The organism is Pseudomonas tremae (assembly GCF_023278125.1).
Lineage (GTDB): Bacteria > Pseudomonadota > Gammaproteobacteria > Pseudomonadales > Pseudomonadaceae > Aquipseudomonas > Aquipseudomonas tremae.
The window spans coordinates 4,106,697-4,119,185 of sequence record NZ_CP066270.1 but is presented as its reverse complement, the minus strand read 5'-3'; the positions used below and the strand labels follow the sequence as shown (position 1 = coordinate 4,119,185).

The following is a 12,489-nucleotide window of genomic DNA, read 5'->3' as shown; positions in this document are numbered from 1 at the left end:
TATGTCACTAAATTTCCCGCTGTTGTTGGTCATCGCTGTCTTCGTCTGTGGCGTGCTTGCACTGATTGATCTGGTCATCCTCGCGCCTCGTCGCCGGGTCGCCATTTCCAACTATCAGGGAAGCGTCGGAGAACCTGACATTGCTGTCGTCGAGCGCTTGAACAAGGAGCCGTTGCTGGTTGAATATGGCAAGTCGTTCTTTCCGGTGCTGTTCATCGTGCTGGTGCTTCGTTCGTTTCTGGTCGAGCCGTTCCAGATCCCTTCGGGTTCCATGAAGCCGACGCTGGATGTGGGTGATTTCATTCTGGTCAACAAGTTCGCGTATGGTATTCGCCTGCCGGTTCTGGACCAGAAAGTGATCGAGATCGGTGATCCGCAGCGTGGCGACGTGATGGTCTTTCGCTACCCGAGCGACCCGAGCGTCAATTACATCAAGCGCGTGGTCGGTCTGCCAGGTGATCGCATCCGCTACACCAGCGACAAGCGCCTATTCATCAATGGTGAGCTGGTGGCCAAGAAGCTGATCGGCACCGAGCCCGGTACACTGGGCAGCGCTGAACTCTACGACGAGCAACTGGGCGCTGTAGAACACCAGATCCGCCAGGAAATGAGCCGTTACCGTGCGCCGCCTGACAGCGAGTGGACAGTGCCGGCCGCGCACTACTTCATGATGGGCGACAATCGCGACAACTCCAATGACAGTCGTTACTGGGATGATCCCAATATTCCCAAGGACGAGCTGGGCATGGTTCCGGACAAGAACATCGTGGGCAAGGCCTTCGCTGTCTGGATGAGCTGGCCGGAACCCAAGTTGAGCCACTTCCCTAATTTTGCACGCGTAGGGTTGATCAAGTAATCGATGCGGCGCTGCCATAAGCAGCGCCGTTTGTCATTTCGGGCTGACGGGAAACCGCTGAACGATTCGCCGGCCCGCTCGGGCAGGCTGTCCACCTTTGAGGTCGAACATGAAGTTCTCTGGTTCTCAAAAAGGTTTTTCGTTCGTGGGATGGCTTTTGGTTCTGGCGCTGGTCGCGTTTGCAACCACCACGGCCTTCAAGCTGGTTCCGCACTACCTCGACTATATGACGATGAAAAAAATCATCGAAGCGGTCGACACCAATCAGACCCTGGACATCACCACGGTCGACGAATTTTACGGTTATGTCGGTAAGAACATGCAGGTCAACAGTATTCGGGATATAGATTTGAACAAGGCGTTGAAAGTGACGGTGGAGAACAATGCGTTCAAGGCTCATTTGAATTATGAGCAGCGTGAACCCTGGTTCCAGAACATCGATCTGGTGTTGAAGTTCGACAAGCAATTCAGTGTGGGTAAACCGTGAGCGTATCCTTGAGCCGCCTTGAGCGTCAGCTCGGCTATACCTTCAAGGATCAGGAGCTGATGATCCTGGCCCTGACCCATCGCAGTTTTGCCGGTCGCAACAATGAGCGGCTGGAATTTCTCGGCGATGCGATTCTCAACTTTGTAGCGGGCGAGGCGTTGTTCGAGCGTTTTCCTCAGGCGCGCGAAGGGCAGCTGTCACGTTTGCGGGCGCGTCTGGTCAAGGGCGAAACCCTGGCATTGCTGGCGCGTGGCTTCGATCTGGGCGAGTACCTGCGTCTTGGCTCTGGCGAGCTGAAAAGCGGTGGCTTCCGTCGTGAATCCATCCTGGCCGACGCCCTCGAGGCGCTGATCGGGGCGATCTATCTCGACGCAGGCATGGAAGCGGCGCGCGAACGCGTGCTGGCCTGGCTGACGACCGAGTTCGACAGCCTTACGCTGGTGGACACCAACAAGGACCCCAAGACCCGACTGCAGGAGTTTCTTCAGTCGCGGGCCTGTGATTTGCCGCGTTACGAGGTGGTGGATATCCAGGGCGAGCCGCATTGCCGGACGTTTTTCGTCGAATGCGAGATCAACCTATTGAATGAAAAAAGCCGAGGACAGGGTGTCAGCCGCCGGATTGCCGAACAGGTAGCCGCCGCAGCAGCACTTATCGCCCTGGGCGTGGAGAACGGTCATGAATGATACAACCGCAACACGCTGTGGCTATGTTGCCATCGTCGGCCGTCCTAACGTAGGCAAGTCCACGCTGCTCAACCATATTCTGGGTCAGAAGCTGGCGATCACCTCGCGCAAGCCGCAGACCACCCGCCACAACATGCTGGGCATCAAGACAGAGGGCGCCGTGCAGGCGATCTATGTCGACACCCCCGGCATGCACAAGAATGGCGAAAAAGCGCTTAACCGCTACATGAACAAGACCGCTTCGGCGGCGTTGAAAGACGTCGATGTGGTGATCTTCGTGGTCGACCGCACTCGCTGGACCGACGAGGACCAAATGGTCCTGGAGCGAGTTCAGTACGTGGAAGGCCCGGTCATTCTGGCGATCAACAAGACTGATCGCATCGAAGACAAAAGTGATCTGATGCCGCATCTGGAGTGGCTGCAAGGCCAACTCCCGAATGCTTCCATCATGCCGATCTCGGCACAGCACGGGCATAACCTGGAAGCGCTGGAAAGCCTGATCGCTACCCATCTGCCAGAGAACGATCACTTTTTCCCTGAAGATCAGATTACCGACCGCAGCAGCCGTTTTCTGGCTGCCGAGCTGGTTCGCGAGAAGATCATGCGCCAACTGGGTGCCGAGCTTCCTTACCAGATCACCGTCGAAATCGAAGAGTTCAAGCAGCAGGGTCGTACGCTGCACATTCACGCTCTGATTCTCGTCGAGCGTGACGGGCAGAAGAAGATCATCATTGGCGACAAGGGCGACCGCATCAAGCGTATCGGCAGTGATGCCCGTCGCGACATGGAGCTGCTGTTCGACTCCAAGGTCATGCTCAACCTGTGGGTCAAGGTCAAGGGTGGCTGGTCCGATGACGAGCGCGCACTGCGCTCTCTGGGCTACGCCGACCTTTAAGCTGTCCTTCGCCCGAACCTTCTGCGGTCGGGCGAACCTTTCTCTTCCGAGCCCGCCTGATGAGCACGCCCAACGGCCAACCTGCTTATGTGCTCCATAGCCGTGCGTACCGTGAAAACAGCGCACTGGTCGATTTCCTGACCCCGCAGGGCCGCCTGCGTGCCGTGTTGCGCAGTGCCAAAGGCAAGGCTGGCTCGCTGGCACGTCCGTTTGTGCCGCTTGAAGTCGAGTTTCGTGGTCGCGGCGAACTGAAAAATGTCGGTCGCATGGAAAGTGCGGGCGTTGCGACCTGGATGACCGGCGAAGCCCTGTTCAGTGGCATGTACCTCAACGAATTGCTGATTCGCCTGCTACCCGCCGAAGACCCGCACCCTGCTGTATTCGATCACTATGCCGCTACGCTGATTGCGCTTGCGCTTGGCCGTCCGCTGGAGCCGTTGCTGCGTTCGTTTGAATGGCGGTTGCTGGATGACCTCGGCTACGGCTTTGCCATGGACGCCGATATCAATGGTGATCCGCTGGCGGTCGATGGCATGTACCGCCTGCAAGTGGATGCCGGCCTCGAGCGCGTTTACCTGCTCCAGCCCGGTCTGTTTCAAGGCGCCGAACTGTTGGCGATGTCCGAGGCAGACTGGAGTGTTCCGGGTGCCTTGTCGGCGGCCAAACGTCTGATGCGTCAGGCGCTGGCCGTGCATCTCGGCGGGCGGCCGCTGGTTAGTCGTGAACTGTTTCGCAAGCCTTGATCAGGCTTTATGCTCTGTTTTATCTGTCGGTTTCAAATAGCCCCGAGTTTCAAGCAATCAGCTCGCACATTTTCTGGAGACAACCGTGACCCAAAGCACCCGCATCCTTCTTGGCGTGAACATTGATCACGTGGCCACTCTGCGTCAGGTCCGCGGCACACGTTACCCGGACCCTGTGAAAGCGGCGCTGGACGCCGAAGAAGCGGGCGCAGACGGGATTACCGTTCACCTGCGTGAAGACCGCCGGCATATTCAGGAGCGCGACGTGCTGCTGCTCAAGGACGTGCTGCAGACCCGCATGAACTTCGAAATGGGCGTGACAGAAGAAATGCTCGCGTTTGCCGAGCGCATTCGTCCTGCGCATATCTGCCTGGTGCCGGAAACACGCCAGGAACTGACCACCGAAGGCGGGCTGGATGTTGCCGGGCAGGAGGCGCGGATCAAGGCGGCGGTCGAGCGGCTGGCAAGGATCGGCTGTGAGGTCTCGCTGTTTATCGATGCTGACGAACGCCAGATCGCCGCGTCAAAACGTGTCGGCGCGCCAGCCATCGAACTGCACACCGGCCGTTATGCCGATGCGCAGACCCCCACCGAAGTGGCCGAAGAACTGCAACGGGTTGCCGATGGTGTGGCGTTTGGCCTCGCTCAGGGGCTTATAGTCAACGCCGGTCACGGCCTGCACTATCACAACGTCGAGGCAGTGGCTGCGATCAAGGGCATCAACGAACTGAACATCGGTCACGCACTGGTGGCCCATGCACTGTTCGTTGGCTTCAAGGCAGCGGTGTCAGAGATGAAAGCGCTGATTGTCGCGGCTGCCAGATAAGCGATTCATCAGGGCTTGCGCCCCACGATCACGGCACGCATCGGCGCGGGCAGGCCTTCGACGGTTTTGCTGTGGTCAGCGGGGTCAAGGTAGTCGCCCAGTGACTGAAAGCGCATCCACTCGGTGCTGCGCTGTTCTTCCACCGTTGTATGGCTGACGTCGACGCAACGCACGTCGGTGAACCCTGCGCGACGCATCCACAGCTCCAGCGCAGGTACTGATGGCAGAAACCATACGTTGCGCATTTGCGCGTAACGGTCTTCAGGCACCAGTACCTGATGCACGTCGCCCGGTATCACCAAGGTCTCCATCACCAGTTCGCCACCTTTGACCAGGCAGTCTTTCAGTGCCAGCAAATGGTCGATCGGCGATTTGCGGTGATACAGCACGCCCATAGAAAACACTGTGTCGAAGCCTTCCAGACTGGCCGGCAAATCTTCAAGTGCGAAGGGCAGGTGCCAGGCGGGAAGGTCGGGCAGGTAGCGCTGCATGGCCTGGAACTGACAGAAGAACAGCCAGTTAGGGTCCACACCGATCACACAGTCGGCGCCCGCGCCGAGCATGCGCCATTGGTAGTAACCGTTGCCGCAACCGACGTCCAGAACACGCTTGCCCTTCAGGTCGAGGTGCGGAGATACCCGTGACCACTTCCAGTCCGAGCGCCATTCAGTATCGATATGCACGCCGAACACGTTGAACGGTCCCTTGCGCCACGGCGACAAGCCCAGCAACGCCTTACGCAGCACGGTGCGGGTTTCACCGTCGCAATCGGCTTGCAGGGTGAAACTGTCGGTCAGGTCTACCTTGTCGGCCTGCAGGTCCGGCAGGGCGTCGAGCGCGCTCTGCCAGCGCTGCAGGTCGCCGTGGCCTTTGCTCATTTTGGTGTCGAGTTGTGCTTGCAGGCCATTGGCCCATTCAGCCAGAGGGGTGCCCGCCAGACGACGGACAAGGGGGGCGAGATCAATCATGGCAGGGCAATCAACGAGGCAAAGTTAAGGCACTGAAACCACGGCACCACCTTGGAGAAACCAGCGGCGAGCAGGCGTTGGCGGTGTTCTTCAAGGCTGTCGGGTTTCATGACGTTTTCGATGGCGCTGCGTTTCTGGGAAATCTCCAGGTCGCTGTAGCCGTTGGCGCGCTTGAAGGCAACGTGCAGGTCAGTCAGCAGCGCGTGTTCCTGCTCATCGTTGAAACGCAGTTTCTCCGAGAGGATCAGCGCACCGCCTGGCACCAGCGCGTCACGAATACGGCCAAGCAGGGCCAGACGCTGTTCGGGGGCGATGAATTGCAGGGTAAAGTTCAGCGCCACCACCGAGGCGGGCTTGAACTCCAGTGCCAGGATATCGCCTTCGACGACCTGTACTGGCAGCAACTCCTGAAACATAGAGTTCTGCGCGTTGAGGTATTCATGGCAGCGTTCGACCATCGCGCTGGAGTTGTCGATCGCGATGACCTCGCAGCCTTCACCGCGCACATGCCGACGCAAAGCTTGAGTGACCGCGCCCAAAGAACTCCCCAGGTCATACAGAACGGTGCGCGGCTGGGCGAACTGCGCGGCCAGCACGCCGAGGTTCTCGACAATCGTCGGGTAACCGGGCACCGAGCGCTTGATCATGTCCGGGAATACCCGCACGACGTCTTCGTTGAAAACGAAATCAGGCACCTGGGCCAGAGGCTGGGCGAAAATACGGTCGGGTTCTTTGCTCACGGCAGTTCCGGCGAAGGCTTTGAAAGGCGGGCATTCTAGCCAAGTTGTCGTCGGGATGCATGGTGCAGTGCGTGTTGTCTAACCTGCGGTGGACAATGCGTCAGTCCACCGTGATTGCGCACTCGAATGTCTGCTCCGGTGGGACTTCCGGCGCCCAAGGCTGCTGGTAGGTCATCATCAGCCTTCCGGTCCCGGCGTCGGTTGCCTTGTAGCGCCACACGGATTGCCCGCCGCTGCCGACCATTTCCTTGGTTTCGGCATTGGCGTACACCTCAGGGCCCAGGCTTCGCAGGATATTCTGCGCGGGGTTCTGGGTCAGCCAGCGAAAGCCGGTGGTTGGATTGCTGGGCAGTGTCAGGATTAGCGTCTGGCCGGTCTTGAGTGCCAGAGGGCAGTCGCTTTGCGAGTCGATGGAAACGATGCTTTTCGGCGTCTGAGCACAGGCCGTCAGCAGCGCGAGGCTTAACGGTGCAATAAAACGGGCAGGAGTCATGGCAAGTTCCGGTATTGCGAAACGATGCGCAAGGATAACCGATCAGGGTTTTATGGGGGAGTACGGCAGGTGTCCTGCTCGGGATATGACGCAGCGCGTCCAGAGCTACGTTCCCACGCTGGGGCGCAGGAACGAGAAGCAGCGCGGGTGGCCGCGCTGCATCAACCTCTAGAAAAGCACTTTCACTACATCCGCAAAGCGCTTGGCGAAGTGCACGGTAATGCCCTCCTTGAGGTAATCCGGCAGTTCCTCGAAGTTGCCACGATTGGGCTCCGGCAGGATCAGTTCGTGGATTTTCTGGCGACGGGATGCAATGACCTTTTCACGCACACCACCGATGGGTAGCACGTGCCCGGTCAGTGTCAGTTCGCCGGTCATGGCGACACCTTTCTTCGGCGCCTGATTACGCGCCAGTGACAGCAGGGCACTGGCCATGGTCACGCCCGCGCTGGGGCCGTCCTTCGGGGTTGCGCCCTCGGGAACGTGTACATGCACGAACGCCTCATCAAAGAACTTCGCGTCGCCACCGAATTTCGACAGGTTGGCGCTGACGTAGCTGTAGGCGATTTCTGCCGACTCCTTCATGACATCACCCAATTGCCCGGTCAGCTTGAAGCCGCGGTTCAAGGTGTGAATGCGGGTCGCTTCGATCGGCAGGGTTGCGCCACCCATGCTGGTCCAGGCCAGGCCGGTGATCACGCCGACACCCGATAGCACTTGCTCGCTACGGAACACGGGCATGCCCAGTGAGGCTTCAAGGTCTTTCGGACCGATCTTGATCACCGAGTCGGGCGCATCGAGCAATTTGACGACAGCCTTGCGCACCAGTTTGCCGAGCTGCTTTTCCAGATGCCGCACACCGGCTTCCCGCGCGTAGCCTTCAATGACGGCACGCAGGGCAGTGTCACTGATGGTCAGCTTGTTCTTGGCGACGCCTGCTTTCGCCAGTTGCTTGGGCCACAGGTGACGTTTGGCAATCGCCAGTTTTTCTTCAGTGATATAGCCGGACAGGCGAATCACTTCCATACGGTCGAGCAGCGGACCGGGGATCGAGTCCAGGGTATTGGCGGTACACACGAACAGCACTTTGGACAGGTCCAGGCGCAGGTCCAGATAATGGTCGAGGAATTCGACGTTCTGTTCCGGGTCCAGGGTTTCCAGCAGCGCAGAGGCAGGATCGCCCTGATAGCTCTGGCCCATTTTGTCGATTTCATCGAGCATGATGACCGGGTTCATGACTTCGACATCTTTCAGCGCCTGCACCAGCTTGCCCGGCTGGGCACCGATGTAGGTGCGGCGGTGGCCCTTGATTTCGGCCTCGTCACGCATGCCGCCCACACTCAGCCGATAAAACGGGCGACCCAGTGATTCGGCGATAGAGCGGCCGACGCTGGTCTTGCCCACACCCGGCGGGCCGACCAGCAATACGATCGAACCGCTGATCTCGCCCTTATAGGCGCCGACGGCGAGGAATTCGAGAATCCGCGCCTTGATGTCATCCAGTCCGGCGTGGTGCTGATCGAGCACCTTGCGCGCGTGCTTGAGGTCCAGCTTGTCAGCGCCGTAGACACCCCACGGCAACGAGCTGGTCCAGTCCAGATAATTGCGCGTCACAGCGTATTCCGGCGAGCCGGTCTCCAGCACCTTGAGCTTGCCGATTTCCTCGTCGAATTTCTTGCGCGCCTGCGGGGGCAAGGTCTTGCCTTCCAGACGTTGTTCGAACTGCTCAATGTCGGCGCTGCGGTCGTCTTTGCTAAGCCCGAGCTCCTGCTGGATGACCTTGAGCTGCTCCTTGAGGAAGAACTGACGCTGGTGCTCGCCGATCTTGCGGTTCACCTCGGCAGAGATTTCTTTCTGCAGCCGCGCAACCTCGACCTCCTTGCGCAGCATTGGCAGGACTTTCTCCATGCGCTTGAGCATCGGCACGCAGTCAAGCACCTGCTGCAGCTCGACACCGGTTGCAGAAGTCAGCGCAGCGGCAAAATCCGTGAGCGGCGAAGGATCGTTGGGGCTGAAGCGATTGAGGTAGTTCTTCAGCTCTTCGCTGTACAGCGGGTTCAGCGGCAGCAGTTCCTTGATCGCATTGATCAGGGCCATGCCATACGCTTTCACCTCGTCAGTGGGCTCGTTGGGCTGTTGCGGGTACTCGACTTCCACTAGATACGGCGGACGATGATGCTTCAGCCATGTGCGAATACGCACCCGGCTCAGCCCTTGCGCCACGAACTGCAGACGACCGTTTTCACGACTGGCGTGGTGAACTTTCACCAAAGTGCCATACTCGGGAAGCGCAGCCGTGTCGAAGTGGCGCGGATCTTCCTGAGGGGTGTCCATGAAAAACAGCGCCAGCGAGTGATGTTCGGACTTGCTGACCAGCTCGAGGGTCTCGGCCCAGGGCTCTTCGTTGACGATGACCGGCAGAACCTGCGCCGGGAAGAACGGGCGATTGTGGATAGGAATGATGTAAACCTTGTCGGGCAGGTTCTGGCCGGGCAAGGCAAGCGAGGTGCTGTCGGAACTCAGAGACACGTCGTGCTCGTCTTCGTCGTTGGGCAAATCTGGCGAGTCTGTCTGCTGGTCGCTCATGGGGCACCTGAGAAGTTGAACATGGCTCTTAGATGGGGCAGCGATCCTCAGGTTTCAATAGTTTCGGTCGATAGTCTGTAAAGGGGCAATTAAAACCGACATCTCGTGGCATGGAGGCAGTCAGCTCTGTACGGCGCTGGCTTATTTAGTCGCGGCACTGCCGCTTTGGGTTGAATCAGGTATGACCAACGGATTTTTTTCAGCGCTGCTGGCCGGATTATGGATGGCATCAGCTGTGACGGCATCGGCCGCTACCTTTACGGCGCAAGTAATCGACAGTCAGGGCAAACCTCTCGCGGATGCGGTGGTGACTCTGCAGGGGCCAGCCGGCACTGCACCGGTAGCGCTTCAGGCCGCGATGGATCAGCGTGAGCAGGAGTTTGCACCTCACGTACTGGCCGTTCACTCGGGTACTCAAGTCAAATTTCCCAATAGCGATAACATTCGCCATCAGGTTTATTCGTTTTCTCCGGCCAAGCGCTTTGAATTGCGTCTTTATGAAGGCACCCCTTCAGCTCCGCTGTTGTTCGACAAGCCTGGCGTAGTAGTGCTCGGCTGCAACATTCATGATTGGATGGTTGGCTATATCTACGTGACCGACGAGCCATGGTTCGGCGTTACTGACAGCAATGGCCTGTTGAAGCTGGACCAACTGCCCGCCGGGCATTATGCCGCCACGCTCTGGCACCCGAAGATCGAAGACATGCAGCCGGTGTCAGGCGACGAGTTCGACGTGCCCGCGACGGGCCTGGTTCAGCACTTCAAGCTGAATGTCGAGGTGAGTCCCGATGACAAACCCGCCAAACCCGCGCCCGGTGGGTTCGGCGAAGCCTTTCACAAGGCCGCCCATGAATGAAGCTTAAAATCAGCTTTCAGGCGCGTATCGCCGGGGTTCTGATTGCCCTGTTGATGATCGTCGTGTGCGCCGTCTTTCTCGCGGTCAAGTTGGCCACCGGGGATGCTGTGCGCACTCAGGCCCAGGCGCAGTTGGAAGTTGGTAGTCGTGTGTTTGAACGCTTGATGGACCTGCGCGGCAAGCGGTTACGTGACGGCGTGCAGTTGCTGGCGACCGATTTCGGTTTTCGCGATGCGGTGGCCAGCTCTGATGCATCGACCATTCGATCGGTATTGATGAACCACGGCAAGCGGATCAATGCCAGTGAGATGTTTTTGCTGAGCATGGACGGTATCGTCCGTGCGAGCACCGTGGCTGAAGTGCCTGAAGGCTCCATATTCATTTACGACCAGGCGCTACGCAACGCCAAGCGCGCTGGTCAGTCAGTACTTATTATTCCCGGTGGCGGTATACCTCATCTGCTGGTTGAAAGTACCGTGCTGGCCCCCCTGCCGATCGGTCGGGTGGTCATGGGTTTTGCCATCGACAGCAACATTGCCGAAGAGCTGCGCTCGCTCAGCGGTCTGGAAGTCTCTTTTCTTGCTGTAGAGAACGGTAAATCGGGCAACTTGATCAGTACTCAGCCACCCGCACTGCATGAGGGGTTGGTCGAGTTGATGAGAAGCTCCTCTGGCGGACAGATGCGTATCACCGAACAGGCGAATCTGAACTTCCTTAGTCAGACCCTGATGCTTGCCAACACCGGAAATGCTGGCGACGGACAAGTTATCGCACTGTTGCAAAGCCCTCTGGACAAGGCCTTTCAGGCCTTTGCACCGCTGGATGAAAAGATTTTCTGGATATCCATGGCCGCTGTACTGGCGTCGTTGATCGGTACGCTGGCGCTGGCCCGAAGCGTCTCGTTGCCAGTGCGTGCGCTGGCCATTGCTGCCAAGCGCATTGGTGACGGTGACTACGAGACGCCGGTTAACATGGCCCGTAGCGACGAACTGGGCATGCTTGCCGACGCGATCAACACCATGCAGCACGGCATTGCCATGCGTGAGGGACAGTTGGCGCACAACGCGTTGCACGACAACCTGACCGGGCTGCCCAACCGCGCACTGGTCATCGAGCGAGTAGGTAGTCTGATTGCAGTCCAGCGTCAGTTTGCCTTGTTGTATCTCAGTATCGAGAACCTGACGACGATCAACGAAAGCGCTGATGCAGAGGGCGTCGAGCAATTGTTGCGTCAGGTTGCCTTGCGCCTGCAAGGCATTGTGCGGTCCGGTGATACGCTTGCCCGGTTGAGCGCTAATGAATTTCTCTTGCTGCTGGACAACACTGCCAGTGATGGCGCCGTGGGTATGGCCGACGCCGCACAACGCCTGATCAACAAACCGCTGCGCATCGATAATCAAGAGCTCACCCTTGAATGCTGCATCGGCATCACGGTTTATCCCGAGCATGGCGGTTCAGCCCAGGAGCTGTTGAATCGTGCGGCGATTGCACGCAAGGACGCAGCCTTGCTGCCAGGTCGTCTGCAAATCTATGAGGACGGTCGCGACCTTGCTCACCAGCGCCAGATCTGCCTTATCCGTGACTTGCGCAAAGCCCCTCAGCGCGGCGAACTGACGCTGCACTATCAGCCCAAGCTGGACATCCGTCAGGGCTATGTACGTCAGGCCGAAGCCTTGCTGCGATGGATGCACCCGCGCTTCGGCAATGTCTCGCCTGCTGAATTCATTGTGCTGGCCGAGCGTACCGGCAGTATTCATCTGCTGACCGACTGGGTCATCGAAGAAGCATTTCGGCAGCTGGCCGACTGGCGCCAGCGTGGGCTGATATTGCAGGTCTCGGTCAATATTTCCGCAGATGACTTGTTAAGCGGCGATCTGGCTGGCTATGTCGTGCGCTTGATCAAGCAATATGGTGTACCTGCAGAGCAGCTGGTATTCGAGATCACCGAAAGCGCCGTCATGAGCGAGCCGGAAAAAGCGCTGATCGTTCTGCACCGCCTGCGTGACTGTGGCATCAGTCTGTCAATCGATGACTTCGGCACCGGCTATTCATCGCTGGCGCATTTGAAACGGCTGCCGGTGCAGGAATTGAAAATCGACCAATCCTTCGTTCGCGACCTGGATGAAACCAGTGAAGATGCAGTTATCGTGCGAGCGACCATTGAAATGAGCCACAACCTGGGGCTCAAGGTCGTGGCCGAAGGCGTTGAATATCAGCACAGCCTGGACCTGCTCCGGCGCTGGCACTGTGACACGGCGCAGGGGTATTTGATCAGCCGTCCGTTGACGGCTGTCGCCTTTGAGGCGTGGATGACCCAGTCCGAGGGAGCACCTGGCTTCAAGGTGAACTGAAT

General features: G+C 58.6%; 12 protein-coding genes. 8 read left to right on the top strand and 4 right to left on the bottom strand.

Translation table 11 applies throughout. From position 1 onward, the window contains the following. Position 1 precedes the first annotated feature (1 nt). From lepB to pdxJ, 6 genes are all read left to right on the top strand, one after another. Positions 2 to 856, top strand: coding sequence for a signal peptidase I (lepB, locus tag I9H09_RS18610; protein ID WP_005889244.1), 855 nt, complete (start codon positions 2 to 4; stop codon positions 854 to 856). Positions 857 to 965: 109 nt separating this feature from the next. Further along, positions 966 to 1,343 carry a DUF4845 domain-containing protein gene (locus I9H09_RS18605; protein WP_005889246.1) on the top strand — a complete coding sequence of 126 codons (378 nt, stop codon included), beginning with the start codon at positions 966 to 968 and terminating at the stop codon, positions 1,341 to 1,343. Beyond that, positions 1,340 to 2,029 (top strand): ribonuclease III, encoded by a 690-nt coding sequence (rnc, locus tag I9H09_RS18600; RefSeq protein ID WP_005620106.1) that lies wholly within the window; start codon positions 1,340 to 1,342, stop codon positions 2,027 to 2,029. The genes I9H09_RS18605 and rnc overlap by 4 nt, the downstream gene beginning before the upstream one ends. Then, entirely contained in the window at positions 2,022 to 2,924 is a 903-nt protein-coding gene (gene era / locus I9H09_RS18595) for a GTPase Era (protein WP_005889251.1), read from the top strand. Before rnc ends, era begins: the two co-directional genes overlap by 8 nt. Positions 2,925 to 2,983: 59 nt before the next feature. Next, a complete protein-coding gene (gene recO / locus I9H09_RS18590; protein ID WP_122323864.1) occupies positions 2,984 to 3,667 on the top strand; it encodes a DNA repair protein RecO in 684 nt (227 codons plus the stop codon). 85 nt (positions 3,668 to 3,752) lie between these two features. Beyond that, on the top strand, positions 3,753 to 4,493 hold the full coding sequence (gene pdxJ / locus I9H09_RS18585; protein ID WP_005889255.1) for a pyridoxine 5'-phosphate synthase: 741 nt from the start codon (positions 3,753 to 3,755) through the stop codon (positions 4,491 to 4,493). Between the two features lie 8 nt (positions 4,494 to 4,501). Here pdxJ and cmoB read toward each other — a convergent pair whose 3' ends face one another. The 4 genes from cmoB to lon form a co-directional block, all read right to left on the bottom strand. Next, the gene (cmoB, locus tag I9H09_RS18580) at positions 4,502 to 5,461 is read right to left on the bottom strand and encodes a tRNA 5-methoxyuridine(34)/uridine 5-oxyacetic acid(34) synthase CmoB (protein ID WP_005889257.1); all 960 of its coding nucleotides are present in this window, start codon (positions 5,459 to 5,461) and stop codon (positions 4,502 to 4,504) included. Beyond that, on the bottom strand, positions 5,458 to 6,201 hold the full coding sequence (gene cmoA / locus I9H09_RS18575; RefSeq protein ID WP_122346497.1) for a carboxy-S-adenosyl-L-methionine synthase CmoA: 744 nt from the start codon (positions 6,199 to 6,201) through the stop codon (positions 5,458 to 5,460). The genes cmoB and cmoA overlap by 4 nt, the downstream gene beginning before the upstream one ends. 100 nt (positions 6,202 to 6,301) lie before the next feature. Continuing rightward, positions 6,302 to 6,694, bottom strand: coding sequence for a protease inhibitor I42 family protein (locus tag I9H09_RS18570; protein WP_005889261.1), 393 nt, complete (start codon positions 6,692 to 6,694; stop codon positions 6,302 to 6,304). Positions 6,695 to 6,862: 168 nt separating this feature from the next. Further along, a complete protein-coding gene (lon, locus tag I9H09_RS18565) occupies positions 6,863 to 9,280 on the bottom strand; it encodes an endopeptidase La (RefSeq protein ID WP_024691476.1) in 2,418 nt (805 codons plus the stop codon). Between the two features lie 181 nt (positions 9,281 to 9,461). On the opposite strand from lon, the gene I9H09_RS18560 reads away from it, so the two are divergent. Continuing rightward, positions 9,462 to 10,136 (top strand): methylamine utilization protein, encoded by a 675-nt coding sequence (locus I9H09_RS18560; RefSeq protein ID WP_005889267.1) that lies wholly within the window; start codon positions 9,462 to 9,464, stop codon positions 10,134 to 10,136. Next, positions 10,133 to 12,487, top strand: a complete 2,355-nt coding sequence (locus I9H09_RS18555) for a bifunctional diguanylate cyclase/phosphodiesterase (protein ID WP_005889269.1) — start codon at positions 10,133 to 10,135, stop codon at positions 12,485 to 12,487. Before I9H09_RS18560 ends, I9H09_RS18555 begins: the two co-directional genes overlap by 4 nt. The last annotated feature ends 2 nt before the right edge of the window (positions 12,488 to 12,489 follow it).

Bases quoted from the DNA above. Each gene is read 5' to 3' on its own strand.
- lepB (WP_005889244.1), top strand. From the start codon at position 2: ATGTCACTAAATTTCCCGCTGTTGTTGGTCATCGCTGTCTTCGTCTGT.
- I9H09_RS18605 (WP_005889246.1), top strand. From the start codon at position 966: ATGAAGTTCTCTGGTTCTCAAAAAGGTTTTTCGTTCGTGGGATGGCTT.
- era (WP_005889251.1), top strand. From the start codon at position 2,022: ATGAATGATACAACCGCAACACGCTGTGGCTATGTTGCCATCGTCGGC.
- recO (WP_122323864.1), top strand. From the start codon at position 2,984: ATGAGCACGCCCAACGGCCAACCTGCTTATGTGCTCCATAGCCGTGCG.
- cmoB (WP_005889257.1), bottom strand. From the start codon at position 5,461: ATGATTGATCTCGCCCCCCTTGTCCGTCGTCTGGCGGGCACCCCTCTG.
- I9H09_RS18570 (WP_005889261.1), bottom strand. From the start codon at position 6,694: ATGACTCCTGCCCGTTTTATTGCACCGTTAAGCCTCGCGCTGCTGACG.
- lon (WP_024691476.1), bottom strand. From the start codon at position 9,280: ATGAGCGACCAGCAGACAGACTCGCCAGATTTGCCCAACGACGAAGAC.
- I9H09_RS18560 (WP_005889267.1), top strand. From the start codon at position 9,462: ATGACCAACGGATTTTTTTCAGCGCTGCTGGCCGGATTATGGATGGCA.
- I9H09_RS18555 (WP_005889269.1), top strand. From the start codon at position 10,133: ATGAAGCTTAAAATCAGCTTTCAGGCGCGTATCGCCGGGGTTCTGATT.